This is a genomic window from Pseudoxanthomonas sp. Root630 (assembly GCF_001427585.1).
Lineage (GTDB): Bacteria > Pseudomonadota > Gammaproteobacteria > Xanthomonadales > Xanthomonadaceae > Pseudoxanthomonas_A.
Window position 1 is genome coordinate 74800 of record NZ_LMGY01000003.1, and the last position, 25757, is coordinate 100556.

At 67.3% G+C, this 25757-nt stretch carries 27 protein-coding genes and 2 tRNA genes; 22 read left to right on the top strand and 7 right to left on the bottom strand.

Translation table 11 applies throughout. The features are described from left to right. The first annotated feature begins 72 nt into the window (after nt 1-72). From guaB to tadA, 3 genes are read left to right on the top strand one after another with little or no spacing between them, the layout of a single operon-like run. Nucleotides 73-1530: an IMP dehydrogenase gene (gene guaB / locus ASD72_RS03935; protein ID WP_056878680.1), complete on the top strand. Its 1458-nt coding sequence runs from the start codon at nt 73-75 to the stop codon at nt 1528-1530. 60 nt (nt 1531-1590) lie between these two features. Beyond that, complete coding sequence (gene guaA / locus ASD72_RS03940; protein WP_056878681.1) at nt 1591-3156, top strand: glutamine-hydrolyzing GMP synthase; 1566 nt, start codon at nt 1591-1593, stop codon at nt 3154-3156. Next, nucleotides 3156-3632 (top strand): tRNA adenosine(34) deaminase TadA, encoded by a 477-nt coding sequence (tadA, locus tag ASD72_RS03945; RefSeq protein WP_056878682.1) that lies wholly within the window; start codon nt 3156-3158, stop codon nt 3630-3632. Before guaA ends, tadA begins: the two co-directional genes overlap by 1 nt. On the opposite strand, the gene ASD72_RS03950 is transcribed toward tadA, so the two are convergent. Beyond that, nucleotides 3629-4099, bottom strand: a complete 471-nt coding sequence (locus ASD72_RS03950; protein ID WP_056878683.1) for a DUF2721 domain-containing protein — start codon at nt 4097-4099, stop codon at nt 3629-3631. The two genes, tadA and ASD72_RS03950, sit on opposite strands and share 4 nt — an antisense overlap. Before the next feature lie 99 nt (nt 4100-4198). Between ASD72_RS03950 and orn the strand changes: the two genes are divergently transcribed. Next, a complete protein-coding gene (gene orn / locus ASD72_RS03955) occupies nt 4199-4762 on the top strand; it encodes an oligoribonuclease (protein ID WP_056878684.1) in 564 nt (187 codons plus the stop codon). 12 nt (nt 4763-4774) lie between these two features. On the opposite strand, the gene ASD72_RS03960 is transcribed toward orn, so the two are convergent. Both ASD72_RS03960 and ppsA read right to left on the bottom strand, forming a co-directional pair. Next, nucleotides 4775-5725, bottom strand: a complete 951-nt coding sequence (locus ASD72_RS03960; protein ID WP_056878685.1) for a mechanosensitive ion channel domain-containing protein — start codon at nt 5723-5725, stop codon at nt 4775-4777. 93 nt (nt 5726-5818) lie between these two features. Then, the gene (ppsA, locus tag ASD72_RS03965) at nt 5819-8191 is read right to left on the bottom strand and encodes a phosphoenolpyruvate synthase (RefSeq protein ID WP_056878735.1); all 2373 of its coding nucleotides are present in this window, start codon (nt 8189-8191) and stop codon (nt 5819-5821) included. Nucleotides 8192-8342: 151 nt separating this feature from the next. On the opposite strand from ppsA, the gene ASD72_RS03970 reads away from it, so the two are divergent. Together ASD72_RS03970 and ASD72_RS03975 are read left to right on the top strand one after the other, a co-directional pair. Further along, nucleotides 8343-9164, top strand: a complete 822-nt coding sequence (locus ASD72_RS03970; RefSeq protein WP_056878686.1) for a pyruvate, water dikinase regulatory protein — start codon at nt 8343-8345, stop codon at nt 9162-9164. A 116-nt stretch (nt 9165-9280) separates the two neighbouring features. Beyond that, on the top strand, nt 9281-9763 hold the full coding sequence (locus ASD72_RS03975) for a DUF1249 domain-containing protein (protein WP_056878687.1): 483 nt from the start codon (nt 9281-9283) through the stop codon (nt 9761-9763). Nucleotides 9764-9773: 10 nt separating this feature from the next. Here ASD72_RS03975 and ASD72_RS20820 read toward each other — a convergent pair whose 3' ends face one another. The 4 genes from ASD72_RS20820 to ASD72_RS03995 form a co-directional block, all read right to left on the bottom strand. Next, nucleotides 9774-10184: a hypothetical protein gene (locus ASD72_RS20820; RefSeq protein ID WP_155944455.1), complete on the bottom strand. Its 411-nt coding sequence runs from the start codon at nt 10182-10184 to the stop codon at nt 9774-9776. Nucleotides 10185-10414: 230 nt separating this feature from the next. Then, a complete protein-coding gene (locus ASD72_RS03985) occupies nt 10415-11158 on the bottom strand; it encodes a DUF3053 family protein (protein ID WP_056878689.1) in 744 nt (247 codons plus the stop codon). A gap of 341 nt (nt 11159-11499) precedes the next feature. Next, nucleotides 11500-11575 (bottom strand) — tRNA-Glu (locus tag ASD72_RS03990). A gap of 52 nt (nt 11576-11627) precedes the next feature. Continuing rightward, nucleotides 11628-11703: transfer RNA gene (locus ASD72_RS03995), tRNA-Ala, on the bottom strand. Between ASD72_RS03995 and ASD72_RS21385 the strand changes: the two genes are divergently transcribed. From ASD72_RS21385 to ASD72_RS04070, 16 genes are all read left to right on the top strand, one after another. Further along, nucleotides 11671-11844, top strand: a complete 174-nt coding sequence (locus ASD72_RS21385; protein ID WP_235577929.1) for a hypothetical protein — start codon at nt 11671-11673, stop codon at nt 11842-11844. The genes ASD72_RS03995 and ASD72_RS21385 overlap by 33 nt on opposite strands. After that, nucleotides 11841-12572: a beta-ketoacyl synthase chain length factor gene (locus ASD72_RS04000; protein WP_056878690.1), complete on the top strand. Its 732-nt coding sequence runs from the start codon at nt 11841-11843 to the stop codon at nt 12570-12572. The genes ASD72_RS21385 and ASD72_RS04000 overlap by 4 nt, the downstream gene beginning before the upstream one ends. Then, on the top strand, nt 12565-13362 hold the full coding sequence (locus tag ASD72_RS04005) for a lysophospholipid acyltransferase family protein (protein WP_056878691.1): 798 nt from the start codon (nt 12565-12567) through the stop codon (nt 13360-13362). Before ASD72_RS04000 ends, ASD72_RS04005 begins: the two co-directional genes overlap by 8 nt. After that, nucleotides 13349-13609 carry a phosphopantetheine-binding protein gene (locus ASD72_RS04010; RefSeq protein WP_056878692.1) on the top strand — a complete coding sequence of 87 codons (261 nt, stop codon included), beginning with the start codon at nt 13349-13351 and terminating at the stop codon, nt 13607-13609. Before ASD72_RS04005 ends, ASD72_RS04010 begins: the two co-directional genes overlap by 14 nt. A gap of 20 nt (nt 13610-13629) precedes the next feature. Beyond that, nucleotides 13630-13884, top strand: a complete 255-nt coding sequence (locus ASD72_RS04015; protein WP_056878693.1) for an acyl carrier protein — start codon at nt 13630-13632, stop codon at nt 13882-13884. Between the two features lie 13 nt (nt 13885-13897). Beyond that, nucleotides 13898-14449, top strand: coding sequence for a hypothetical protein (locus ASD72_RS04020; protein ID WP_056878694.1), 552 nt, complete (start codon nt 13898-13900; stop codon nt 14447-14449). A 338-nt stretch (nt 14450-14787) separates the two neighbouring features. Further along, entirely contained in the window at nt 14788-16122 is a 1335-nt protein-coding gene (locus tag ASD72_RS04025; RefSeq protein WP_235577930.1) for an AMP-binding protein, read from the top strand. A 4-nt stretch (nt 16123-16126) separates the two neighbouring features. Continuing rightward, on the top strand, nt 16127-16891 hold the full coding sequence (locus ASD72_RS04030; protein WP_155944457.1) for a glycosyltransferase family 2 protein: 765 nt from the start codon (nt 16127-16129) through the stop codon (nt 16889-16891). Beyond that, nucleotides 16888-17832, top strand: a complete 945-nt coding sequence (locus ASD72_RS04035; RefSeq protein ID WP_056878696.1) for an acyltransferase — start codon at nt 16888-16890, stop codon at nt 17830-17832. Before ASD72_RS04030 ends, ASD72_RS04035 begins: the two co-directional genes overlap by 4 nt. Continuing rightward, on the top strand, nt 17825-19366 hold the full coding sequence (locus tag ASD72_RS04040) for an aromatic amino acid ammonia-lyase (protein ID WP_056878736.1): 1542 nt from the start codon (nt 17825-17827) through the stop codon (nt 19364-19366). Before ASD72_RS04035 ends, ASD72_RS04040 begins: the two co-directional genes overlap by 8 nt. Then, nucleotides 19356-19787, top strand: coding sequence for an acyl-CoA thioesterase (locus tag ASD72_RS04045; RefSeq protein WP_056878697.1), 432 nt, complete (start codon nt 19356-19358; stop codon nt 19785-19787). The genes ASD72_RS04040 and ASD72_RS04045 overlap by 11 nt, the downstream gene beginning before the upstream one ends. Continuing rightward, nucleotides 19787-20425 carry an outer membrane lipoprotein carrier protein LolA gene (locus tag ASD72_RS04050; RefSeq protein WP_056878698.1) on the top strand — a complete coding sequence of 213 codons (639 nt, stop codon included), beginning with the start codon at nt 19787-19789 and terminating at the stop codon, nt 20423-20425. Before ASD72_RS04045 ends, ASD72_RS04050 begins: the two co-directional genes overlap by 1 nt. Beyond that, the gene (locus tag ASD72_RS04055; RefSeq protein WP_056878699.1) at nt 20418-22805 is read left to right on the top strand and encodes an MMPL family transporter; all 2388 of its coding nucleotides are present in this window, start codon (nt 20418-20420) and stop codon (nt 22803-22805) included. The genes ASD72_RS04050 and ASD72_RS04055 overlap by 8 nt, the downstream gene beginning before the upstream one ends. Beyond that, nucleotides 22802-24034, top strand: coding sequence for an NAD(P)/FAD-dependent oxidoreductase (locus tag ASD72_RS04060; protein WP_056878700.1), 1233 nt, complete (start codon nt 22802-22804; stop codon nt 24032-24034). The genes ASD72_RS04055 and ASD72_RS04060 overlap by 4 nt, the downstream gene beginning before the upstream one ends. Next, nucleotides 24022-24570: a DUF3261 domain-containing protein gene (locus tag ASD72_RS04065; protein ID WP_056878701.1), complete on the top strand. Its 549-nt coding sequence runs from the start codon at nt 24022-24024 to the stop codon at nt 24568-24570. The genes ASD72_RS04060 and ASD72_RS04065 overlap by 13 nt, the downstream gene beginning before the upstream one ends. Further along, on the top strand, nt 24567-25757 hold the full coding sequence (locus tag ASD72_RS04070; RefSeq protein WP_056878702.1) for a beta-ketoacyl-ACP synthase: 1191 nt from the start codon (nt 24567-24569) through the stop codon (nt 25755-25757). Before ASD72_RS04065 ends, ASD72_RS04070 begins: the two co-directional genes overlap by 4 nt.

Below are 25757 nucleotides of genomic sequence, written 5' to 3' on the forward strand. Positions count from 1 at the left end.
CCGTCCGACGCAGGCCATCGGGCGCCGTTGTGCGGTACAATATCGCGCTTCCCCAACTATCCGGGCCCGCCGATGCTGCGCATCCAGGCTGAAGCACTGACGTACGACGACGTCTCCCTCGTCCCCGCCCATTCCACCGTCCTGCCCAAGGATGTCAGCCTGGAGACGCGCCTGACGCGCGACCTGCGGCTGAAGCTGCCGATCGTCTCGGCCGCCATGGATACGGTCACCGAGGCCCGCCTGGCCATCGCCATGGCACAGTTGGGCGGCATCGGCATCCTGCACAAGAACCTGACCGTCGAGCAGCAGGCCGCGGAAGTGGCCAAGGTCAAGAAGTTCGAAGCCGGCGTCATCAAGGAGCCCTTCACGGTCGGGCCCGAGACCACCATCGCCGAAGTGCTCAAGCTCACCCGCGCCCGCAACATCTCCGGCGTGCCGGTGGTGGACGGCGGCCAACTGGTCGGCATCGTCACCAGCCGCGACATGCGCTTCGAAACGAAGCTCGACGATCCGGTCCGCCACATCATGACCAAGAAGGATCGCCTGATCACCGTGCGCGAAGGCGCCAGCGACGGCGAAGTGCTGCAGCTGCTGCACAAGCACCGCATCGAGAAGGTGCTGGTGGTCAACGACGCGTTCGACCTGCGCGGGCTGATCACCGTCAAGGACATCCAGAAGAAGACCGACAACCCCAACGCCGCCAAGGACAGCGCCAGCCGCCTGGTCGTCGGCGCCGCGGTGGGCGTGGGTGGCGATACCGACCAGCGCATTGAAGCGCTGGTGGCTGCGGGCGTGGACGTCATCATCGTCGACACCGCGCATGGCCATTCGCAGGGTGTGCTGGATCGCGTCAGCTGGGTCAAGAAGCGTTTCCCGCAGTTGCAGGTCATCGGCGGCAACATCGTCACCGGCGACGCTGCGCTCGCATTGATGGATGCCGGTGCCGACGCGGTGAAGGTCGGCGTGGGCCCGGGTTCGATCTGCACCACCCGCATGGTGGCCGGCGTGGGCGTGCCGCAGATCACCGCGATCGACATGGTGGCCGAAGCCTTGCAGGACCGCATTCCGCTGATCGCCGACGGCGGCATCCGCTACTCGGGCGACATCGGCAAGGCGATCGCCGCCGGTGCTTCCACGGTGATGATCGGTGGCCTGTTCGCGGGCACCGAGGAAGCACCGGGCGAAGTCGAACTGTTCCAGGGCCGCAGTTACAAGAGCTACCGCGGCATGGGCAGCCTGGGTGCGATGGAGAAGGGGTCGAAGGACCGCTACTTCCAGGACGCCAGCGACGCCGACAAACTCGTGCCGGAAGGCATCGAAGGCCGCGTGCCGTACCGCGGTTCGGTCGGCGGCATCATCCACCAGCTGGTCGGCGGCCTGCGCGCCACGATGGGCTACGTGGGCTGCGCGACCATCGAGGACATGCGCAGCAAGCCGAAGTTCGTGGTCATCACGGGCGCCGGCCAGCGCGAGAGCCACGTCCACGACGTGCAGATCACCAAAGAGCCACCGAACTACCGGATGGGCTGATCGTTGCCAGAGAAGGGAGACGCCAGCGTTTCCCTTCTTCGTTTACAGCTGCAGGACACCATGACGAATATCCACACCGACAAGATCCTCATCCTCGATTTCGGCGCGCAATACACGCAGCTGATCGCCCGTCGCATCCGCGAGATCGGCGTCTACTGCGAAATCTGGGCGTGGGACCACGACCCGGAGGAGATCGCGAAATTCGGCGCCAAGGGCATCATCCTGTCGGGTGGCCCGGAATCGACGACCCAGCACGGCGCACCGGCCGCACCGCAGCAGGTATTCGATAGCGGCCTGCCGATCCTGGGCATCTGCTACGGCATGCAGACCCTGGCCGCACAGCTGGGTGGCGCGACGGAAGCCGCCGACGCGCGCGAGTTCGGCCACGCCGAAGTGCAGTTGGTGGCGCACGACGCGTTGCTCGGCGGCCTGAGCGACCACCAGGGCGAGCCGCGCATCGACGTGTGGATGAGCCACGGCGACCATGTCGCGCAGGCGCCGCCGGGCTGGACGATCACCGCGACCACCGACCGCATTCCGGTCGCGGCGATGGCGCTGGAAGAGAAGCATTGGTACGGCGTGCAGTTCCATCCGGAAGTGACGCACACCAAGCAGGGCCAGACGCTGCTGCGGCGCTTCGTCGCCGACATCTGCGGCTGCAAGACGCTGTGGACGGCCGCCAACATCATCGACGACCAGATCGCCCGCGTGCGCGACCAGGTCGGCTCGGACGAGGTGATCCTCGGCCTTTCCGGCGGTGTGGACTCGTCGGTCGTGGCCGCGCTGCTGCACAAGGCGATCGGCGACCAGCTGACCTGCGTGTTCGTCGACACCGGCCTGCTGCGCTGGCAGGAAGGCGACCAGGTGATGGCGATGTTCGCCGAGCACATGGGCGTCAAGGTCGTGCGCGTCAATGCGGCTGACCGCTACTTCAAGGCGCTGGAAGGCGTTGCCGACCCGGAAGCCAAGCGCAAGATCATCGGCAACCTGTTCGTCGAGATCTTCGAGGAAGAATCGAACAAGCTGAAGAACGCCAAGTGGCTGGCGCAGGGCACGATCTATCCGGACGTGATCGAGTCGGCCGGCAGCAAGACCGGCAAGGCGCACGTCATCAAGAGCCACCACAACGTCGGTGGCCTGCCGGAGCACATGAAGCTGGGGTTGGTGGAGCCGCTGCGCGAGCTGTTCAAGGACGAAGTGCGCCGCCTCGGCGTCGAACTCGGCCTGCCGCGCACCATGGTGTACCGCCATCCGTTCCCGGGTCCCGGCCTGGGCGTGCGCATCCTGGGCGAAGTGAAGCCGGAATACGCCGACCTGCTGGCCAAGGCCGATGCGATCTTCATCGACGAGCTGCGCAAGGCCGATCTGTACGACAAGACCTCGCAGGCGTTCGCCGTATTCCTGCCGGTCAAGTCGGTGGGCGTGGTGGGCGATGCGCGTGCGTACGAGTGGGTCATCGCGCTGCGTGCGGTCGAGACGATCGATTTCATGACCGCGCACTGGGCGCACCTGCCGTACGATTTCCTTGGCACGGTCTCGAACCGCATCATCAATGAACTGCGCGGCGTCTCGCGCGTGGTCTACGACATCTCGGGCAAGCCGCCGGCCACCATCGAGTGGGAGTGATGGCTGGCCACGACGACGAGCACTGGATGCGGCACGCGTTCGCCCTGGCGGACCGTGCCCAGCGCGAGTTCGATGAAATCCCGGTCGGTGCCCTGTTGGTGGGCGCCGACGGACAGGTGCTGGGCGAAGGCTGGAACCGCAACATCCTCGACCACGACCCCACGGCGCATGCCGAGATCGTGGCGATGCGCGAAGCGGGCCGCGCGCTCGGCAACCATCGTCTCGTAGGCAGCACGCTGTACGTCACCCTCGAACCTTGCGCCATGTGTGCGATGGCGATGGTGCATGCACGGGTGGCGCGCGTGGTCTATGGCGCCGCCGATCCCAAGACGGGCGCGTGCGGCAGCGTATTCGACCTGATCGCCGATCCGCGCCACAACCACCGCATCGAGGTCGAAGGCGGCGTGCTGGGCGAGGACGCGGGGCGCCGGTTGACCAACTACTTCCGCGCGAAGCGCGGACGGCCGCTGGTCTAGGCCGTCGAAGCGGGCATCTTCCGCTTCACCTTGCGGTGATCCATCTCTTCGTTGATCGCGGTGACCGCCAGCGTCGACTCGCGCGCGAGCAGCAGGCTGGCCGCCAGCATCGCGACCACGCCGAGCGCAGCCAGCCAGGTCGGCAGCGAACCCAGCCGGTGTCCCGTGAACGTGTCCACCGCGACCGCCAGGCTGGTGCCGACGAAGCAGCTGATCGCGGTGTAAAGCAACTGGCCCGCACGCAGGATGATCAGGCTGCGCAGGCGCTGCAGGCCGATGCGCTTCTCGAGCAGGCCGCGTTCCGCGTCGTCCTCCACGTCCGCCAGTTCGCGCAGCAGCGTGCGTGCGCGATCTATGATGCGGGCGAGGCGGTTGTTGGCCGAGAGCAGCAGCGATGCGGTGGCCGTCAGGAAGAAGGCCGGCGCCAGCATCGCGGTGAGGACGGCGTGATCGGTCGAGGGATTCATGGGCCGGTCGCAGGAAGAGGCTGCGTTATCATGACATGATGCGGCTCGCCCGCATTCCAGTGGCGGGATTCCCCGGCCGCTCCCATCACGGACAGGTGCATGGCATCCCAAAACGCGAACAACGACCGCCTGATCTGGATCGACCTTGAAATGACCGGGCTCGATACCGATCGCGATTCCATCCTCGAGATCGCCACGGTGGTCACCGATTCCAAGTTGAATGTGCTGGCCGAAGGGCCGGAGTTCGCGATCGCCCACCCGGTGGCGGTGCTGGAGGCCATGGACGACTGGAATCGCAACCAGCACGGCAAGTCGGGCCTATGGCAGCGCGTGGTCGAGAGCCAGGTGACGATCGGCGAGGCGGAGGCGCGCACGGTGGCCTTCCTGCACGAGTGGCTGCCCGCCGGTGCGTCGCCGATGTGCGGCAATTCGATCTGCCAGGACAGGCGCTTCCTGCACCGGCTGATGCCGCGGCTGGAGAAGTATTTCCACTACCGCAACCTGGATGTCAGCACACTGAAGGAACTGGCGCGCCGCTGGGCGCCGCAGGTGCTCGAAGGCGTGCGCAAGCAGGCCAGCCACACGGCCCTGAGCGACGTGCGCGATTCGATCGAGGAACTGCGGCACTACCGCAAGCACATGGCCGCGCTGGCCGGCGAGTAAGCCGGAAGGCGATTACGTGGCCGGCTTGGCCACGTCGCCATCGTCGACGACACCCTTGGTGATGATGTCGCCCAGTGGCGTGCCATCGCCGTTGTGGTGATACACGTGCAGGTCGCGCTGGGGGTAGGGGATGTTGAGGCCCTGGCCGATGATCTCGGTGCGTACGGCCTCGATCAGGTCGCTCTTGGTCTCACCGAAGTCCTTGGTCTTCGTCCATGCAAGCAGGATCAGGTCGACGCTGCTCTCGCTCAGCTTGCTGACGATCACGCTCGGCGCGGGTTCGTCCAGCACGTGGGGATGGTCCTGCGCGAGCTTCAGCAGGATCGCCTTGGCCTGCTTGAGGTCATCGTCGTAGCCTACACCCACCGGGATGTCGATGCGGCGCCTCGGCTTGGCGGTGAAATTGATGATCGGCGCCGTGGTGATCAGGCTGTTCGGCAGCACGATCAGGCGATTGTCCAGCGTGCGCATGCGGGTCTGGAAGATGCGCACTTCCTCGATGATGCCTTCCAGGCCCGCTGCCTGCACGAAATCGCCATCGCGGAACGGGCGCAGCACGATCAGCATCACGCCCGAGGCGATGTTGGACAACGAATCCTTCAGCGCCAGGCCGACGGCCAGGCCGGCCGCACCCAGCACCGCCAGCATCGAGGTCGGGTTCACGCCCAGCGAGGTGAGCGCAGTGATGATGACCAGCACCATCATCGCGGCATAGCTTGCGCGGCGCAGGAAACCGCCCAGCGTCGCATCGGCATGGGTGCGACTAAGTACACGCTCCAGACCCAGACTGAGCCGCTTGGCGAGCCACATGCCGACCAGGAAGATGACGGCGGCGGCCAGCAGCTTGAGGCCCCATGTCTCCAGCAATTGCAACCAATCGATGCCACGCAATTCCTGCATCAGCGCAGCGGGCTCGGTCGGAATCTCGGGCAGGGCGGGCGGGGTCTTGGCGGGGACGGACATCGGGGCTCCTGAAAAACGGCACGCCCCATCAGGGGCGTGCAGTGACATGAGGCGATGTTAACCGTCTTCACGTGAAGACGGTCGCCTGCGGCATCAGCCGGCCTTGGTCTTCGCCAGGCGCAGCCAGGTGTCGACGACGGTATCGGGATTCAGCGATACCGACTCGATGCCCTCGGCCATCAGCCATTCCGCGAGGTCCGGATGGTCGCTGGGGCCCTGGCCGCAGATGCCGATGTACTTGCCCTTGGTGCGCGCGGCCTTGATCGCCATCGACAGCATCTTCTTGACCGCGGGGTTCCGCTCGTCGAACAGGTTGGCGACGATGCTGGAATCGCGGTCCAGGCCGAGCGTCAGCTGGGTCAGGTCGTTCGAGCCGATCGAGAAACCATCGAAGATGTCGAGGAATTCCTCGGCGAGCAGCGCGTTCGACGGCACCTCGCACATCATGATGATCTTCAGTCCATTCTCGCCCTGGCGCAGGCCGTGCTTCGCGAGCACGTCGATGACCTTGCGTCCTTCTTCCAACGTGCGGACGAACGGAATCATCACCCAGAGGTTGTCCAGGCCCATCTCGTCGCGCACGCGACGCACGGCCTGGCACTCCAGCGCGAAAGCGGGTTCGAACGACGGATCGACGTAACGGCTGGCGCCGCGGAAGCCGATCATCGGGTTTTCTTCATGCGGCTCGTAGCGGCTGCCGCCGATGAGGTTGGCGTACTCGTTCGACTTGAAGTCCGACAGGCGCACGATCACCGGATTCGGCGCGACCGAAGCGGTGATGGTGGCGATGCCCTCGGCCAGCCGGTCCACGTAGAAGCTCACCGGGTCGGCGTAGCCGGCCGTCTTGGCATCGATCTTCTTGCGGACGTCCAGTTCCTGGCGGTCGTAGTCCAGCAGGGCCAGCGGGTGCACGCCGATATGGCTGGCGATGATCATTTCCAGGCGCGCCAGGCCGATGCCGGCATTGGGCAGCTGACCGAAGTCGAACGCGCGCTCGGGGTTGGCGACGTTCATCATGATCTTGAGCGGCGCGGCCGGCATCGCGGCGAGATCGGTGGTGGTGCGCTCGAAGGGGAGGGCACCGGCGTAGATGAAGCCGGTGTCGCCCTCGGCGCAGCTCACGGTCACTTCGACGCCGTCCGTGATGTGGTCCAGCGCGTTGCCGGTGCCGACGACGGCGGGCACGCCCAGTTCGCGCGCGATGATCGCGGCGTGGCAGGTGCGGCCGCCACGATTGGTGACGATGGCGCTGGCGCGCTTCATCACCGGCTCCCAGTCGGGGTCGGTCATGTCGGCCACCAGCACGTCGCCGGGCTGCACGCGGGCCATGTCGTCCAGCGAGCGCACCACGCGGGCCACGCCGCTGCCGATCTTCTGGCCGATGGCACGGCCTTCGGCGATCACGTCGCCGCGCTTCTCCAGCGCATAGCGTTCGATCTGCGTGGCCTTCGCCCGCGACTTCACCGTTTCCGGGCGGGCCTGCACGATGAACAACTTGCCGGTCACCCCGTCCTTCGCCCATTCGATGTCCATCGGGCGGCCGTAGTGCTGCTCGATGACGAGCGCTTGCTTCGACAACTCCTGTACGTCGGCATCGCTGATCGAGAAGCGGCCGCGCTGGTCGGCCGGCGTGTCTTCGATCTTCACGCGTTCGCCCGGCACGTCGGAATAGACCATGCGCAGCAGTTTGCTGCCGAGCGCGCGCCGCAGGATCGCCGGCTTGCCCTGCTTCAGGGTGGGCTTGTAGACGTAGAACTCGTCGGGGTTCACCGCGCCCTGCACGACCATCTCGCCCAGGCCGAAGGAGGACGTGACGAACACCACGTCGCGGAAGCCGGATTCGGTGTCGAGGGTGAACAGCACGCCGGATGCACCCACGCCCGAGCGCACCATCAACTGCACGCCCGCGGACAGGAACACGTCTTCGTGCTTGAAGCCGTGATGCACGCGGTAGGCGATGGCACGGTCGTTGTAGAGGCTGGCGAAGACTTCCTTGACCTTGTGCACGACGTCGTCGGCGCCGGTGACGTTGAGGAAGGTTTCCTGCTGGCCGGCGAAGCTGGCGTCGGGCAGATCTTCGGCGGTGGCCGACGAGCGCACGGCAACGGCGATGTCACCGCCGCCATTGTCGGCACAGAGCTTGGCGTAGGCGGCACGGATGTCGGCGTCCAGGTCGGGCTGGAGCGGTGCATCGATCACCCAGCCGCGGATTTCCTTGCCTGCCGCGGTGAGGGCGGGCACGTCTTCCACGTCCAGCGTGGCCAGTTTGTCGAAGATGCGCTTGGAGAGATCGTTGTGGGCGATGAACGCCTTGAAGGCCTCCGCCGTGGTCGCGTAGCCGCCCGGCACCGAGACGCCCAGGTTGGCCAGGTGGCCGATCATCTCGCCCAGCGACGAATTCTTGCCGCCGACGCGGGCCAGATCGGCCAGGCGCAGCTCGTGCAGCCACAGGATGTTCTCGTTCAAGCGCATTGCTCCGAAATGGACCGCACCGCGCCGAGGACCGCCGGCGTGGGGCCGTGTCTAGGGGGAAGAAGCGATATGATGCAGTGCATACCAATTGCAGACAAGCTTGATTTGACAGGGGTTTCCATGGTGAAGCAGGGGGAAAGTGGCCATGTCTGAACTGCGCCCGGTGTTCTACGTATCCGATGGCACCGGTATCACGGCCGAGACCATCGGCCACAGCCTGCTGACCCAGTTCGCGGGAATGCGGTTCCAGACCGACCGGCTGTCCTTCGTGGACGATGAGGAGAAGGCGCGGGACGCCGCGGACCGCATCCGTCGCACGGGTGAGCGGATGGGCGCGCGGCCCATCGTGGTCAGCTCCTGCGTGGATCCGGCGCTGAGCGCGCTCATCGCGGAAAGCGGCGCGCTGATGCTGGATGTGTTCGCGCCCTTCATCGAGCCGCTGGAGCGCGAACTGGGCGAGCAGCGCCAGTCGCGCGTCGGACAGGCGCATGGCCTGGTGGATTTCGAGACCTACCACCGCCGCATCAACGCGATGAACTTCGCGCTGACCCACGACGATGGCATGGCGGTGAGCTACGACGAGGCCGACGTGATCCTGGTCGCCGTGTCGCGTGCGGGCAAGACGCCCACGTGCGTCTACCTGGCGCTGCACTACGGCGTGCGCGCGGCGAACTACCCGCTGACCGACGGCGACCTGGAAACCGATCGCCTGCCGGCGCGCCTGCGTCCGTATCGCCGCAAGCTGTTCGCGCTGACCATCGACCCGGAGCGGCTGCAGCAGATCCGGCAGGAACGTCGCCCGAACTCGACCTATTCGAAGCTGGAGACCTGCAAGCGCGAAGTCGCAGCGGCGGAAGCGATGTTCCAGGTGGAACGCCTGCCCACGTTGAGCACCACCAACAAGTCGATCGAGGAAATCTCGAGCAAGGTGCTGTCCACGCTGGGCCTGCAGCGCGAGATGTATTGAGCGGGGAGGGTGCGGCGCCGGCCCGGAAATCCACGGGCGGCAGATCCTTAACTTAGGCCGCACGATGGCGGGCGTCAATGCTGCCGCGCAGGGATTTACGCGTGTAGGATCGAGCCATGTCCCAGGCCCTGGCCCGCACCGCACGCATCCCCCGGCTCAGCCGATTCGGCTGGCTGATGGCGCTGTATGCGGAGAACCACGCGCGGCTGCTGCGGCTGTTCGCCCCGGAACACCTGGCGCCCGGCCTGTACGTGTCTTCCATTGGCGACGGGCTGGATGTCCGCCTGGAAGTCATCGAAACCCATCGCTACACGGTGGAGCTGAGGCTGACCTACGACCTGTGCGATCCGCTGACCGGCGAGCCCGACCCTTCGGCCTTCGTGCGGCTGTACCGCGACGCACACCAGGCCGAAGCGACGCACTGCTATGTCGGCCGCCGCTGGCAGGACGTGATCGGGCTGTATCCGCCGCCGGCGGAAGTCATCAGCCATCGCATGCGGATGAACACCTTCCTCGGCAAGTGGCTCGAGTACCTCGGTGAGCAGGGCCATGGCGTGGCCACGTTGCGCCCCGTCGAGGCGGCGCGCGCCATCGCCTGAATCCAGGGCGTCAGGCCACCCGCATGAAGCGGATGGCGTTCAATCGGCGCAGGCCGTTGCTCGCGTCCCGTGAAAGATTCATCACGTCGACCGCGCCGACGGTTTCCAGTTCGAGCAGTCGCTGGGCGACCGCGTCGAAAGCGGCTTCGTCCAGGCCCAGCGACCCGGCGGTCCAGCGTGTATCCCGATTGATGGGCAGTTGGGAAAGCAGTTCGTCTGTAAGCGAATCGTGGGTCATGACGGCAGGCTCCGGGCAAGGGGGCACCAGCTTCGACTGCACTTGTCTCAGGACGTGCGCCCGGCCAACGACGACGCGATGGCGGGGCACCTCCGCTTCTACGCCGTCCATCGTCAGATTCTTGTAAATGCCTGCGAAAGCGGCGTTACGATCGGGTGCCCCCGTACCGGCGACAAGAAGCACCACTTCCGGATCGTCGAAAAGAGGGGTGTTCTCCGGGGTTCGAGCCCGGGTCGATCGCCGACGGTACCCAGCCGTGAGGCGCGAGATCCGCCTGAAGGTGGCGGGCGTCTTCGCGGCGCTTCACCGACGCTCATCTAGTGCTAACTTCGATATAGCTGGGGTGAGGCACGGCCCGCGATGAAGGCCGCGTGCGGCCGGGCGCACGCGCGTCATCCGAGCGGCTGGCGGCGTCAGGGCCCGACTTTCAGCGTCCGGGCCTTCTCGGCATGCTCGTCCAGCGACGCCATGGTCTCGGCACGGATGCGCTCCTCCTCTGCCGCGAGTGCGTGCACTGCGCCGATCAGGCGGTTGTACTCCGTCACCTCGGCGTCCGTCTGGAACATCAGCGCGTCGCCCTCCACCCGTGCGCTGTGGACGCGCCCGGCCATGAACTCGGTGACCGCCAGGGCCGCGTCGAACATCTGTCGCTGGTTGGTCAGTGCACGCGCGTTGCGTGCGTAGGTCTTCTTGCGCTGGGCCTCGAAGCCACGCGCGAAGGCCGCGAATCCGCGCGCGTCCTTCAGTCCCATGATCTCGGCCTCGAACGCCGCAAGCCGTGCGCTGCTCGCCGCGTCGTACTCGCGCAGGCCCGCTTGCGCCTGCTCCAGCGCAGCGCGATTCCGCGCGATGCCTTCCCGCGAGGTCAACCGTTGCGGCGACAGCACCTGCTCCAGTTGCAGGCCTGCGAGCGTTTGCATGTAGGCGATGTCCGCGGCGCTGGCCTGGCGCTGGAACTTGGTCATGATCGCGGCGGCGCGCTGCAACAACGTTCCTTCATCCGCTGGCGGCGCTTCGATGGGCGCATCTGCAGTCGGCTGGCCATTCAGCGAGGCCTTGCGTGCTTCGTAGGCGACCTGCATTTCCCGCAGTGCCGCTTCGTCGGCCTTCCGGTTGCGCTCGACCTTGGCGCCGACCTGGATCAGGCCGGCGATCATGGCAATCACGAGCGCGCCGGCGACAACGGAAATGCCCGCCGGCCATGCCCAGCGGCGCCAGCCGGTTCTCGGCGGGGATGTCTTGAATGATCGGGAAGGCTGGTTGAAAACGAGTTTGCCGAAATCGGGGGGCGACAGCGGCACGGGCGGCGGCGCTCCGCAATGCGGGCACGCGCCCGTCACTTCGCTCCTGTCGCGTCCGCAGACGACGCAAGCGTTCGATGGCATCCCTGTGGTCCCCTGGTTCCCCGCGTCGATGCTACTTCAATCCGAGCGCGCGCAAAGCAGACGGGCAAAAAAAACGGGGCCACCTTTCGGTAGCCCCGGATACTTCGCAAAGTTGGCGTCCCCACGGGGATTCGAACCCCGGTCGCTACCGTGAAAGGGTAATGTCCTAGGCCTCTAGACGATGGGGACACACGAAAAGTTTCGCCAGATTTTCATCCCGGACGGCCTATTGTCCGGAAATTGGTGGAGCCAGGCGGGATCGAACCGCCGACCTCCTGCATGCCATGCAGGCGCTCTCCCAGCTGAGCTATGGCCCCACGTGCTGGCAGGAGCGGAATAATAGCCAGCCTCCTTCCGATGCGCAAGCTTTCATCACCAAAAATTTCACAACTGGCGAACGCTCCCGCATGCAGGTGAAATACGACGTTCAAGAAGACGGGACCACGCAAGGCGCATGATCGGTTTGTCGGTGAAGGAGTGGGCGGCGTGGGCGCCGGGTCTGGTGGACCAGGCGGCATGGTCCGCGTGGGCGCAGGCGCCGTGGCTGCCGACGGGAGATGAAACGCCCGCGTTGTCCGAAGTGCCGGCCATGCAGCGCCGGCGGATCGAGCGGCTGGGGCGCATGGCGATCCAGACGGCGTTCTGGTGCCAGGGGGCGGAAGAAGGCGGTGTGCCGATGGTCTTCGCATCCCGGCACGGCGATGTCGCGCGCTCCATGGAATTGCTGGAGGCCCTGGTGGCGGGCGACTCGCCGTCGCCGACGACCTTCGGCCTGTCGGTGCACAACGCCATCGCGGCCCTGTATTCCATCCTGCGGGGCGAGCGCGGCAATTACGTGGCGACGGCGGGTGGCATGGCCACCGTCGAGACCGCGTTCATCGAAGCGGCGGCGCTGCTCGCCGATGGCGCACCCGAGGTGTTGCTGGTCGTTTACGACGCGCCGTTGCCGCCGGTCTATGCCGGCTTTGCGGACGAACCGGACGCGGGGTTCGCGTGGTGCTGGCGACTGGTGGCTACCGATCCCGCCTTTCCGACCCTGCGGTTGGCCTGGGCTGCGGACGAGGGCGATGACACGCCGGCTCCGCTTCCCCATGGATTGGACATGCTGCGATTCCTGCTGGCACGCGAGCCGCGCCTGACATGGTGCGGCGACGGTGTGCGCTGGCAATGGCGACGCGATGCGTGAGCGACTGGACCATGCATGGCGGGTGGCAGGCACGGGCCTGAGCTTCCTTGCGTTCGGCGTGGGTGGCCTGATCCTGGGCGTGCTGGTGCTTCCGCCCCTGCTGTGGCTGGTGCGCGACCCGGTGCGCCGTCGCCGCTGGTCCCGCCGCATCGTGCAGCGCAGCTTCGCCGCCCACGTCGAACTGATGCGACAGTTGGGCGTCATGACCTACGAGATACGTGGGCGCGAGCGGCTGGCGCGCGACGGGCTTCTGGTACTTGCCAATCACCCTACGCTGATCGATGTCGTCCTGTTGGTGTCGCTGCTGCCGAATGCCGATTGCGTGGTGAAGTCGGCGGTGGCGCGCAATCCGTTCATGCGGGGGCCGGTTCGGGCCGCAGGTTACGTGTCCAACGACGACGGTGCAGGGCTGGTCGAGGACTGCATCGCCGCGGTGCGGGCGGGCGGAACGCTGGTGATCTTTCCCGAGGGCACGCGGACCACGCCGGGGCAGCCCCTCAAGCTCCAGCGCGGCGCCGCGAACATCGCGGTGCGCGGAGCCCTGGACGTCACGCCGGTGCGTATCAGCTGCACACCGCTGACGCTGGGGAAAGGGGAGAAGTGGTATCGTGTGCCGCCGATGCGGTTCCATATGGTGATCGATGTTCAGGGAGACCTGTCGATCGCCCCGTTCCTGAACGGAACGGAGGGGGGGGATCCGTCGGCGGGGGGAGAGGCGCTGGCAGCCCGGCGACTCACGGACTATCTGGCCAACTATTTTGCGGGAGATCCATCGCGTGCAGGCACTTGAGCACGAGATCAAGGAATTGATCATTTCATCGTTGTCGCTGGAAGACATCACCCCGGACGACATCGATACCACCGCGCCGCTGTTCGTGGAGGGCCTGGGCCTGGATTCGATCGACGCCCTCGAACTGGGACTGGCGCTGCAGAAGCGCTATGGGGTCAGCCTGTCGGCCGACTCGCAGGAGACCCGCCGGCATTTCGCCAGCGTGCGGGCACTGGCGGATTTCGTCGTTGCCCAAGGCAAGGCCTGAGCGGCGGCAGGACTGGCAAGATGACCAAGAACGAACTTTTTGAACGGATCGTCACGATCCTGCACGACAGCTTCGAGATCGAACCGGCGCGGATCACGCCCGAGGCGAGGCTCTACGACGACCTGGACATCGACAGCATCGATGCGGTCGACCTGATCGTGCAACTCAAGCCTCTGCTGGGACGGAACCTCCAGCCGGATGCGTTCAAGTCGGTGCGCACGGTGCAGGACATCGTGGACGTGCTGTATGGACTGATCCGCGACGAAGCCGCCTGACGCAGGCCGCCCCGTGTCCCGGATAGGCGCGGCCATCTTCGTGGTGCTGTCGGTGGCGTACCCCCTGGTGGTGTACTGGGCCATGGGCCGTTTCGAGCCCCGCTGGCTGGCGGTACTGCTGCTCGCGCTCGCACTGCTGCGCGCGGTCGCGACGCGGCAGGCCGTGTGGCTTGTGGCCGCGGCAGGCGCGGCGCTGCTCGCCCTGCTGGCCACGGTCTCCAACGCGGCGCTTCCGCTGAAACTGTATCCCGCACTCGTCAACGCGGTGATGCTGGCCGTGTTCGCCACGAGCCTGGCTTTTCCGCCGTCGGCGGTGGAGCGCATCGCCCGCATGACCGAGCCGGACCTGCCGCCTTCCGGTGTCGCCTATACGCGGCGGGTGACCCAGGTGTGGTGCGTGTTCTTCGTCTTCAACGGCGCGCTGGCGGTCGCAACCGCGCTGTGGATGTCCGACCGGGCATGGGCGCTGTACAACGGTCTGATCGCCTACGTGCTGATCGGTGCGTTGTTCAGCGTGGAATGGCTGGTACGCCGCCGTGTACGGGCGAGGCATTCGCATGGCTGAGTGGCGCCCGCTCGCCGACGTTGCGCTGCAGCCGTTGCCTGGGCGCACCTTCGCGCGCAGCGGCGGGAGCGTGGTCGACCACGCTGCGTTCCATCGCGAGTTCCTGCGCTGGCATGCGGCGTTCCGCGCGCTGCCGGGCACGACGTTCGCGCTTCATTTCGATGACGCCACACGCTTCGCCTCGGCCCTGTTCGGTGCCTGGCACGCCGGTAAGACGGTCGTTCTGCCGGGTGACGCGTTGCCTGGCACGCAAGCGCGGTCTGCAGTCGCGCGTGGACGGGTTTGCGGGCGACTGGCCCGGCGCGTCCGCCATTTGCGGAATCGACGCCGATGGCGGGGTGCTCGTGCCCCTGGACCCGGCATCGACCCGGCTGGTGGTGTTCACCTCCGGCAGTACGGGTGAGCCGGCCGCGATCGAGAAGCACCTGCGCCAGCTCGATGCCGAAGTGCGGGCGCTGGAATCCGCGCTCGGCGCAGGGCTGGATGACGTCGCGATCCATGGCACCGTCTCGCACCAGCACATCTATGGCCTGCTGTTCCGCGTGCTGTGGCCGCTGGCGGCCGGGCGCGCGATCGTGCCGCGCGCCTTCTTCCCCGAGGACCTGCTCGCGGCGATGGAGGGCCACGACGCGGTGCTCGTCGCCAGTCCGGCCCACCTGAAGCGCCTGCCGGCACAACTGGACTGGCCGTCGTTGCATGGTCGCCTGCGTGCCGTGTTTTCGTCCGGGGGCGCACTGCCTGCCGAGGCCGCCCATGACGTCGCCCGCTTGCTCGGCGTACCGCCGACGGAAATCCTGGGCAGCAGCGAGACCGGAGGCATCGCCTGGCGCCGCTGGGACCAGGAGCAGCCCGCCTGGCAGCCGCTGCCTGGGGTGGAATGGCAGCTCACGGACGGCGTACTGGACGTGCGTTCGCCGCACCTGGCCGAACAGGCCTGGTGGCGCAGTCAGGATCGTGCCGAGGCCGATGGCGCGGGCGGCTTCCGTCTGCTCGGTCGCGCCGATCGCATCGTGAAGGTGGAAGAACGGCGGGTCTCGCTGGATGCGCTCGAGCGGCAGATCCAGGCCCATCCGGCCGTCCGCGAGGCCCGCGTGCTGTTGCTCGGCGGGAGTCGCAGTGCGTTGGCGGCGGTGGTCGTGGTCGATGCGAGCGTTCCGCTTCCCGACGATGCGACGGGCCGTCGAGCACTGGCGAACACGCTGTCGCGTCACCTCGCCGGTGCGCAGGATGCGGTGACGCGTCCGCGACGATGGCGTTTCGTGGCCGCGCTGCCGACGAATGCGCAAGGCAAGGTGACCGAGGCGGCGCTGACCGCGCTGTTCCGTCCCGAACGTCCCGAGGCGCGCTGGACGCTGCGCGAGCCTGCGCGTGCGCAGGTGGAATTGCCGCTGGATGCATCGCTGGCGGTCTTCGAAGGCCACTTCACCCAGGCGGCGATCCTGCCGGGGGTCGCACAGCTGGACTGGGCCGTGCAGTTGGCGCGCGAGGCGTTCCCGTTGCCACCGCGGTTCCTTCGCATGGAGGCGCTGAAGTTCCAGCGCGTCGCACGGCCTGGCGACCTGATCCACCTGGACCTGGAATGGCAGGCCGAGCGCAGCACGCTGGTGTTCCGTTACACCTCGGAGCACGGTCCGCATGCCAGCGGGCGCGTGGTGTTCGCCGATGGGGAATGAAGCCATGGCTGCAGCGAACGGTTTCCGTCCGCTCGTGGTGATCCCGGTCTACGACCACGAACACGCCATCGCGACGATGGTGGACGGCGTACGTGCGTCCGGCGCGCCGTGCCTGCTGGTCGATGATGGCTCGGGTGAATCCTGCGCGCGAGCGCTGGAACGCCTGGCCGCGTCGCATGCGCCGGACGTGAAGCTCCTGAGGCTGTCGGTGAACCAGGGCAAGGGCGGGGCCGTGCTGGCGGGGTTCCGCGAGGCAGGCAGGGCGGGCTACACGCACGTGCTGCAGATCGACGCCGATGGCCAGCACGATCCACGCGACATCCCGGGCTTCCTCGAGGAAGCGCGCCTGCACCCGGCCGCGATCATCTGTGGCGTCCCGCTGTACGACGCGAGCGTGCCGAAGGGACGGCTCTATGGCCGTTACCTGACTCACGTGTGGGTCTGGATCAACACGCTGTCGTTCACGATCCGCGACTCGATGTGCGGCTTCCGTGTCTACCCGCTTCCGCCGGTGTTGCGCCTGATCGACGAAGAAACCATCGGCCGACGGATGGATTTCGATGTGGAAGTGTTGGTGCGGCTGTTCTGGCGCGCCATCGAGGTGCGCAACCGCCCCACGCGGGTGACATACCCGCTGGATGGCGTATCCCACTTCGATGTCTGGCGCGACAACGTGCGGATCAGCCGCATGCACACACGCCTGTTCTTCGGCATGGTCTGGCGGTTACCGCGCCTGCTGGCGCGCAAGCGGGCGGGTGCGCGCGCGTGAGTGATCGTTCCCACCACTGGGCCGACATCGGCGAATCCACCTCCGTGCGCGGCATCCTGCTGCTGTGCGCGGTGCACCGCTGGCTGGGGCGCTGGCCGTTCCGCGTCTGCGTGTATCCCGTCGTGTTCGTGCACTGGCTGACCAATGGCACGGCGCGCCGCGCCTCCCGCCAGTACCTGGCGCGCCTGCACGGCCATCTCGGCGTGCCGCCGCGGCGCCCGGGTACGTTCCAGAGCCTGCGGCACTTCGCGGTATTCGCCGAAACGCTGTTGGACAAGATACTGGCGCTTGGCCAGCGCTACCCCGTCGCCAAGGTCACGATGGAACGCCAGGGTGTGTTGGCACGGGTGAAGGCGGGCGAGGGCGGGCTGCTGGTGACGGCGCACCTGGGTTGCCTGGAACTGTGCCAGGTGATGGCCGACCAGGTGCCGGGTTTCCGCTTGACGGCGCTGGTGCATACCGCGCACGCCGAACGTTTCAACCGGCTGATCCGCCGCCTGGACGCCGGCAGCCGCGTCGAACTGCTGCAGGTGACCGACCTGGGGCCGGCCGATGCGGTGAAACTCGCCGAGCGCGTGGCGCGCGGTGAGTTCGTCGCCATTGCCGGCGACCGCGTGCCGTTGCGCGGCGGACGTTCGGTGAAAGCGATGTTCCTGGGGCATGAGGCCCCGTTCCCGATCGGCGCCTACGTGCTGGGCGCCGCGCTGCGCTGTCCGGTGTTCACCATGGCCTGCACCCATGCGGGCGAGGGTTACCGCGTCCGTTTCGAGGCTTTCGCAGAGCGGATCGAGCTGCCACGCGGATCGCGCGACGAGGCGCTGGCACGCTACGCTGCGCAGTTCGCGGCATGGATGGAACGGCAGGTCCGCGATTCGCCGTACGACTGGTTCAACTTCTACCCCTTTTGGGATCAGGTAACGCATGACGCCCGCCATGAATGAATCCGCCGCGCCCGTCTTCGGGGACGCGCCCCTGCGCATCGAGGACGTGGTCGCGCTTTCGAAGCGTCGCGTGCCGGCCGTGTTGTCGCGCGAGCCCGCGTTCCGCGCGCGCATCGCCAAGGGGGCCGACTTCCTCGACCGCCTGCTGCACGAGGAAGGCGTCATCTACGGTGTCACCACCGGCTATGGCGACTCCTGCACGGTGAACATCCCGCCGGCGCTGGTCGCGGAGCTGCCGCATCATCTGTACACGTACCACGGCTGCGGACTCGGCCGGTTCCTCGACGAAACCGAGACGCGCGCCGTGCTGGCCGCGCGCCTGGCGTCGCTGGTGCGCGGCATGTCCGGTGTCAGCCTGCCGCTGCTCGAGGGCCTGGAGGGGCTGCTGCGCCACGACGTGTTGCCGCTGATCCCGGCAGAAGGGTCGGTCGGCGCTAGTGGCGACCTGACGCCGCTTTCCTACGTCGCGGCCGTGCTGTGCGGCGAACGCGACGTGCTGCACGAAGGCCGCATCCGGCCGGCGGCAGAGGTCCTGGCCGAGATCGGCCAGGCGCCGCTGACGCTGCGGCCCAAGGAGGGTCTGGCGATCATGAACGGTACGGCGGTGATGACGGCGCTCGCGTGCCTGGCATTCGACCGTGCCGAGTACGTCTCGCGCCTGGCGACGCGCCTGACCGCCTTCAATGTGCTCGCCAGCAATGGCAACGCGCACCACTTCGACGCGGTGCTGTTCGCCGCCAAGCCGCACCCCGGCCAGTCGCGGGTCGCGCAACGCCTGCGCGAAGACCTGCACAGCGACCGTCCGCCGCGCAACGAGCAACGCTTGCAGGACCGCTACTCGCTGCGGTGCGCGCCGCATGTCATCGGTGTACTGGAAGACGCGCTGCCGTTCCTGCGCCAATTGATCGAGACCGAGCTCAACAGCGCCAACGACAATCCGCTGATCGATCCCGAGCGCGAGCAGATCCTGCATGGCGGCCATTTCTACGGTGGCCACATTGCGTTCGCGATGGATGCGTTGAAGAACACGGTCGCCAACGTCGCCGATCTGCTGGATCGCCAGCTCGCGCTGATCGTCGATGCGCGCTACAACCATGGCCTGCCAGCCAACCTGTCCGGCGCCACCGGGCCGCGCGCGGCGATCAACCATGGCTTGAAGGCGCTGCAGATCAGCGTGTCGGCCTGGACGGCGGAAGCGCTGAAGCTGACGATGCCGGCCTCGGTGTTCTCTCGCTCCACCGAATGCCATAACCAGGACAAGGTCAGCATGGGCACCATCGCCGCACGCGATTGCCTGCGCGTGCTCGAACTCACCGAACAGGTGGTCGCCGCCATGCTGATCGCCGCACGCCAGGCCGTGGGCCTGCGCCAGCGCGTTGGACTGCAATCGACCTTGGGCGAAGCGCCGGCCGCGATGTACGAAGACCTCTGCGCGCGCATCGCACTGGTCGAGGAAGACCGCGCACTCGACGGCGAACTCCGCCAGCTGGTGACCGACATTCGCGCCGCCCGGTGGGATGTCTATGCCGGCTGAGCCTCGCCAGGACCTGCGCATCGAGGTCGCGCTGAGCCCGGCCTTTCACGACTGCGACGCCATGCAGGTGGTCTGGCACGGGCACTATTTCAAGTACCTGGAGATCGCCCGCTGCGCGCTGCTGCAGCGCTTCGACTACGACTATCCGCAGATGCAGGCATCCGGCTTCATGTGGCCCATCGTCGATACGCGGGTGAAGTACATCCGCCCGCTGCGGTACATGCAGGCGTTGCGCGTATCGGCCCGGATCACCGAGTGGGAAAACCGGCTGAAGATGGAATACGAGATCCGCGACGAAGGGAGCGGGGAAGTCCTGACGCGCGCCCATACGCTGCAGGTCGCGGTCGACGCGGCTTCAGGCGAGATGCTGTATCAGTGCCCCCCGGTCCTGTGGGAACGCCTGGGAGTCCCCGCGCCATGATGTCGCCCCGCCTGCTGGTTTCTTTGTTCCTCCTGGGTTTCCTTGTGATCCCATTTCATGGGGAGGCTGCCAACTCGTCTGCGCCCGATCCGCTGGCACAGGCGCGCACGCAGGTCGCGCAGGTGCCGTTGCTGCGCGGTGGTTTTTCGCAGGAGAAGCAGGTCGCGGGCTTCCGCAATCCGCTTCGCTCCTCCGGCCGCTTCGTACTGGCGCGCGAAAAGGGCGTGGTCTGGACGACGGTGGCGCCATTCCCCTCCGAGATCGTCATCACCCGCGACCGCATCGTCAGTCGCCAGCGCGACGGGAGCGCACGGGTCGAGGTCGATGGTCGCCAGCAGCCCGGCCTGCGTACCGTGAACGCGATGATGTTCGCGTTGATGAGCGGTGACATGAAGGCGCTGACGACGACGTTCGACGTGAAGAGCGAGCCGACGGACGGGAAGGGATGGCGGATGACGCTGTCGCCGCGGTCGCGACAACTCGCCCAGGCATTCACTTCGGTGCGCCTGGCCGGCGACCGCTATGTGCGCGAAGTGGAGCTGCGTGAAGCCAACGGCGACATCACCCGCCTGCGTTTCGACGGAATGAGCGAAACGCCCGCCACGTTGACGCGCGACGAGGCGGCCCGGTTTGACTGACTCGCAGGTGTCGCCGGAAGCGGACCGCAGGCTGCGCGGCTGGCGCTGGCTCGCGCTGGCATGGTGGCTCGCACTGGTGGCCGTGGCCTGGCACCAATGGGGGTTCTGGCAGTCGCCGCGCATCGACAGCGACATCCTCGCCCTGCTGCCGCAGGATGCGGGCGATCCCGCAGTGGCCGACGCCACGCGGCGGATCGCCGGCAACAGTTCGCGGGATGTCGTGGTGATGCTCGGGGCGGACGACGCGGAGGCCGTGCTGCGTGCGCGCCACGCCTTCGAAGCCTTCGTGCAGGACCGTGCGACGAAGGGGAACGACCTGTTGGTGGCGGAGCGTTCGCCCGAAGACTGGTTCGCCCAGGCGCGCGACGTGCTGGCGCCGCACCGCGATCGCCTGCTCACCGCGGCGCAGCGCCAGCACCTCGAGAACACGCCGGTCGACACGCTCGCCGAATCGGCATTGGCGGCACTGTACGGCCCCATGGGGGCGCCGCGTCTCACCGAGTGGCGCAGCGATCCGCTCGGCCTGTGGCCGCAGTGGTGGCAGGCCCAGGCGGCGGCATCGGGCATGACGCTGGATGGCGACGGGTTGCTGCAGGCCGAAGACCGTCATTGGGCCGTGCTGCAATTCACCTTGCGCGATTCCGCTTTCAAGCTGGATGGCGAGCGCAGGCTGCAGGATCTGCTGGATGGAGCGTCCGCCGCGGCGACCGCCGCCGCACCCGGTCTGCGCGTATTGAAGGCGGGCGTGCCCTTGCATGCGGAATCCGCGGCGGTGCAGGCCAACCGCGAGGTCAACACCATCGGCTGGGGCTCGCTGGCGGCCGTGCTGCTGCTGGTCTGGCTGGCATTCCGTTCGCTGCGCCCGCTGTTGCTCGTCGCGCTGTCGTTGTTGGTGGGCTGCGCTGTGGCGCTGACGGTCACCGTGCTGGTCTTCGGCAAGATCCACCTGCTGACGTTGATCTTCGGTGCGAGTCTGGTGGGCGTCGCGGAGGACTACGGCATCCATTGGTTCGCCTCGCGCCAGGGCGAACCCAAGGCGCGCCGCTGGTCGCTGTTGCGCCACCTGCTGCCGGGCCTGTGGCTGGCATTGCTGACCAGCGCGATGGCATATCTGGCACTGGGGCTCGCGCCGTTCCCGGGACTGCGCCAGATGGCGTTGTTCTCGGTGGTCGGCCTGACGGCGGCCTTCCTTACCGTGATCTTCGCCTTCCCGTGGCTGGATGGGGGCCAGATGCGCACGACGGCATTCTCGCGCTGGTTGGGCGGCACGCTGGCGGGCTGGCCGCGCCTGGCGAGTCGCCGGAGCGGCATCGTGCTCGCGGTCATCGTCCTCGTGATCGCAGTGCCGGGTCTTCTCCGCGTGCATGGCAATGACGACCTGCGCAGCCTGCAGTCCTCTCCACCCGCGCTGATCGCGCAGCAGCGCGATGTGGGACGTCTGCTGGGCATGCCGAGCCCGGCGCAGTTCTATCTGGTGCAGGGACGCGATGCCGAGCAGGTGCTGCGGCGCGAAGAGCAACTGGTGGCGCGTCTGCACCAGGCGGAGGCGCAGGACAAGGTCGGCGGACACCGCGCGCTCAGCGATTGGTTGCCGTCGCAGCAACGTCAACAAGCGGACGCCGCGTTGACCACGCGCGTCGAAAACGGGGTGCTGGCGAAGCTGGCGGCCGCCACGGGGGAGACCCTGACCCGCGGGGCGTTCGCGACGCGACCGCTCGATCTCGAGACATTCATCGCATCGCCGGCCGCACTGCCGGTGCGCCATCTCTGGTTGGGACAGGTGGGGCAGGGCATGGCCTCGGTGGTGATGGTCAACGACCTGTCGCGCCCCGATGCGCTCACCACGTTCGCCGCGCAGGCGGAAGGCCTCGAGGGTGTGCGCTGGGTCGATCGCACCGCCGACATCTCGCGCCTGCTGCAGCACTACCGCCGCATGATGACCGGCCTGCTGCTGGCGGGCGTGGTGGTGGTCTTCGGTGTGCTGGCGCTGCGCTATCGATGGCAGGCCTGGCGCGTGATCACGCCTACCTTGCTTGCCGGCGTGCTGACCGTGGCGCTGCTGGGCTGGCTCGGCCAGCCGCTGCAGTTGTTCAACGTGCTGGCGCTGATGCTGTTGCTCGGCATGGGCATCGACTACGGCATCTTCCTGGTCGAACACCGTGGCGATGCCAGCGCCTGGCTGGCGGTCTGCGTGGGTGCCGCGAGTACGTGGTTGTCGTTCGGCCTGCTGGGACTGTCGGCGACACCGGCGCTGCGTGCCTTCGGCTTGACCCTGTTGTTCGGCATCGGCCTGGTCTGGCTGCTGTCGCCGCTGTTCCGGCCGGCACCGGATCAACCTTCCCCGCCACCCTCCCCATCGAACGGACACACTTCCGCATGAAGACGGAACGCACTGAAATCCTCATCATCGGAGCCGGCCCGGCGGGCTCGGTCGCCGCCGCGATGTTGCGCCAGCAGGGCCGCAAGGTGCTGATCGTCGAGCGCGAGCAGTTCCCGCGCTTCTCCATCGGCGAGAGTCTGCTGCCGCAAAGCATGGAGTACATCGAAGCCGCAGGCCTGCTGCAGGACGTGGTCGAAGCCGGCTTCCAGTACAAGAACGGCGCTGCTTTCGTGCGCGGCGAACGCACCACCGAGTTCGATTTCCGCGACAAGTTCTCGCCGGGCTGGGGCACGACCTACCAGGTCCAGCGCGCCGACTTCGACCACGTGCTGGCGAAGGGTGCCGAGCGCATGGGCGCGGACGTGCGCTACCGCCACGAGGTACTGTCGGCCGAGCCCGGCGAAACGCCCCGCGTCACCGTGCGGCCGCCCGATGGCGAGGCGTACGTGATCGAAGCGGACTTCATGCTGGATGCCAGTGGTTTTGGCCGTCTGCTGCCGCGCCTGCTGAAGCTCGAATCGCCGTCCAACTTCCCCGTACGCGGTGCGATTTTCACGCACGTACGTGACCACATCCCGGCGGATGCGGGTTTCGACCGCAACAAGATCCTGATCACCACGCACCCCGAACACGTGGACGTCTGGTACTGGACCATCCCGTTCTCCAACGGTTGTTGCTCGCTGGGCGTGGTGGCCGAGCAGTCCTTCCTGGATCGCTACACCGGGACCGAACTGGAACGCCTGCAGGCCATCGTCGGCGAAGATCCGAATCTGACGCGCCTGCTGAAGAACGCCGAATGGGCGGTGCTGCCGGTGCGCCAGATCACCGGTTACTCCGCCAACGTGCGCTCGCTGTGGGGCCCGGGCTACGCGCTGCTCGGCAACGCGGGCGAATTCCTCGACCCGGTGTTCTCCTCCGGCGTCACCATCGCGTTCAAGTCCGCGCAGCTGGCCAGCGACTGCCTGCGCCGTCATTACGATGGCGAGAAGGTGGACTGGGAGACGGACTTCGCCGAACCGCTGCGGGGTGGTGTGCAGACGTTCCGTCGGTTCGTGGAATCGTGGTATGCCGGCGGTTTCCAGAAGATCATCTTCCACCCCGATCCGCAGCCGGACATCCGTCGGATGATCTGCTCGATCCTCGCCGGCTACGCCTGGGACAGGAAGAACCCCTACGTCGCCGAAACGCAGCGCCGCCTGCAGGTGCTGGAGCAGTTGTGCGGCGCCTGATCGCCCTGTTGCTGTTCGTCCTTTTGACGGCGTGCGCGTCGCGACCCGTGCGCGAGCCAGGCATCGCCTTGCCGCCGCTGCGGCTCGCACCCTCGGCGCTCGGGCAGGAGGTCGCATTGCAGCAGCGCCTGGTATTCCGGTTCGGGACGCAGGTGCGCGAACTCGATGCGTTGCTCGAAGTCGATGCGCGCGATGTCCGGCTGGCGGTGCAGGCCATGGGCCGCACCGGCGTCACCCTGCAATGGGACGGCGAGCAGCTGTCCGAGCAACGCGCGGCCTGGTTGCCGGCGGCGGTGCGTGGCGAGCGCGTGCTGGACGATGTCCAGTTCAGTTTGTGGCCGGCGGACGCGGTGCGCGCCGCGCTGCCGCCCGGCTGGACGCTGTCCGACAACGGCGGGACGCGTGAACTGCTCCATGCGGGGCGCACCTGGCTCGTCCGTGAACGCGTGAATGCGACCACGCTGCAGGTTCGCAACGTGGCCGATGGCTATGATCTGACGATCGAATCGGTGGCCGGCGGAGACGTGCTTCCTTGAACGGCGACGCCATTTTCCTGAACGACCTTGGCATCGTGTGCGCCCTGGGTGCAGACAAGGCTGCGGTGCGCGAATGCCTGTTCCGCGACGACGCGCCCGCGGGCGTGGCGATGGACGACGCGCTGATCGCAGGTCGCAGCGTCGCGCTGGGCAAGGTCGTGACGCCCCTGCCTTCGCTCGATCACCATCCGGTGCAATTGCATGGGCGCAACAACGCGTTGCTGCGTGCCGCCTACCTGCAGATCCGCGAGGGTGTGCAGCAGGCCATCGAACGTTATGGGCCGGCGCGTGTCGCCGTCGTGGTGGGTACCAGCACGTCCGGCATCGGCGAAGCCGAGAAGGCCATGGCGCATTGGCGCCAACGCGGCGAATGGCCAGCCGGATTCCATTACGTGCAGCAGGAAATCGGCGCGCCGTCGCGCTTCCTGGCGGCGGAGGCCGGCGTGCGCGGGCCGGCATGGACGCTGTCGACCGCATGCTCTTCCAGCGCGAAAGCGATGGCCTCCGCAGCGCGCCTGCTGCGCACGGGCGTCGTGGATGCGGTGATCGCCGGTGGCGCGGATTCGCTCTGCGAGTTCACCGTGCGCGGCTTCATGGCGTTGGAGTCGGTATCCGTCGAGCGCTGCAATCCGTTTTCCCGGCATCGCCATGGCATCAACATCGGCGAAGGCGCCGCCCTGTTCCTGATGACGCGCCAGCCGGGGCCGGTGCGGCTGGCCGGGTGGGGCGAAACATCGGACGCGCACCACATCTCGGCGCCCGCACCGGAGGGCCATGGTGCGATCGCGGCCATCGCGCAGGCACTGGATCGCGCGGGTCTCGACGCGGGCCAGATCGACTACGTCAACCTGCATGGCACGGCGACCCCGCAGAACGATGCGATGGAAAGCCGCGCCGTGGCCACCGCGCTGGGCGCGCAGGTGCCGGTCAGTTCCACCAAGCCGCTGACCGGCCATACGCTGGGCGCCGCCGGGGCGATCGAGGCAGGGCTGTGCTGGCTCGCGATGGTGGACAACCCGGGCCATCGGCTGCCGCCGCACTGGTGGGATGGCGCGACGGACCCGGCGTTGCCGGCGCTCGCCTTCGTCGGACCCGGCGAGCGGGCTCCGGGGCGGCTGAAGCATGTGTTGAGCCAGTCCTTCGCGTTCGGGGGCAGCAACGCGGTGCTGGTGTTCGCAGGGGAATGA

What these genes read in the sequence shown, in the direction of transcription:
- guaB (WP_056878680.1), top strand. Translation starts at nt 73, where the DNA reads ATGCTGCGCATCCAGGCTGAAGCACTGACGTACGACGACGTCTCCCTC.
- guaA (WP_056878681.1), top strand. Translation starts at nt 1,591, where the DNA reads ATGACGAATATCCACACCGACAAGATCCTCATCCTCGATTTCGGCGCG.
- tadA (WP_056878682.1), top strand. Translation starts at nt 3,156, where the DNA reads ATGGCTGGCCACGACGACGAGCACTGGATGCGGCACGCGTTCGCCCTG.
- ASD72_RS03950 (WP_056878683.1), bottom strand. Translation starts at nt 4,099, where the DNA reads ATGAATCCCTCGACCGATCACGCCGTCCTCACCGCGATGCTGGCGCCG.
- orn (WP_056878684.1), top strand. Translation starts at nt 4,199, where the DNA reads ATGGCATCCCAAAACGCGAACAACGACCGCCTGATCTGGATCGACCTT.
- ASD72_RS03960 (WP_056878685.1), bottom strand. Translation starts at nt 5,725, where the DNA reads ATGTCCGTCCCCGCCAAGACCCCGCCCGCCCTGCCCGAGATTCCGACC.
- ASD72_RS03970 (WP_056878686.1), top strand. Translation starts at nt 8,343, where the DNA reads ATGTCTGAACTGCGCCCGGTGTTCTACGTATCCGATGGCACCGGTATC.
- ASD72_RS03975 (WP_056878687.1), top strand. Translation starts at nt 9,281, where the DNA reads ATGTCCCAGGCCCTGGCCCGCACCGCACGCATCCCCCGGCTCAGCCGA.
- ASD72_RS03985 (WP_056878689.1), bottom strand. Translation starts at nt 11,158, where the DNA reads ATGATCGCCGGCCTGATCCAGGTCGGCGCCAAGGTCGAGCGCAACCGG.
- ASD72_RS21385 (WP_235577929.1), top strand. Translation starts at nt 11,671, where the DNA reads ATGCAGGCGCTCTCCCAGCTGAGCTATGGCCCCACGTGCTGGCAGGAG.
- ASD72_RS04000 (WP_056878690.1), top strand. Translation starts at nt 11,841, where the DNA reads ATGATCGGTTTGTCGGTGAAGGAGTGGGCGGCGTGGGCGCCGGGTCTG.
- ASD72_RS04005 (WP_056878691.1), top strand. Translation starts at nt 12,565, where the DNA reads ATGCGTGAGCGACTGGACCATGCATGGCGGGTGGCAGGCACGGGCCTG.
- ASD72_RS04015 (WP_056878693.1), top strand. Translation starts at nt 13,630, where the DNA reads ATGACCAAGAACGAACTTTTTGAACGGATCGTCACGATCCTGCACGAC.
- ASD72_RS04030 (WP_155944457.1), top strand. Translation starts at nt 16,127, where the DNA reads ATGGCTGCAGCGAACGGTTTCCGTCCGCTCGTGGTGATCCCGGTCTAC.
- ASD72_RS04040 (WP_056878736.1), top strand. Translation starts at nt 17,825, where the DNA reads ATGAATGAATCCGCCGCGCCCGTCTTCGGGGACGCGCCCCTGCGCATC.
- ASD72_RS04045 (WP_056878697.1), top strand. Translation starts at nt 19,356, where the DNA reads ATGCCGGCTGAGCCTCGCCAGGACCTGCGCATCGAGGTCGCGCTGAGC.
- ASD72_RS04050 (WP_056878698.1), top strand. Translation starts at nt 19,787, where the DNA reads ATGTCGCCCCGCCTGCTGGTTTCTTTGTTCCTCCTGGGTTTCCTTGTG.
- ASD72_RS04060 (WP_056878700.1), top strand. Translation starts at nt 22,802, where the DNA reads ATGAAGACGGAACGCACTGAAATCCTCATCATCGGAGCCGGCCCGGCG.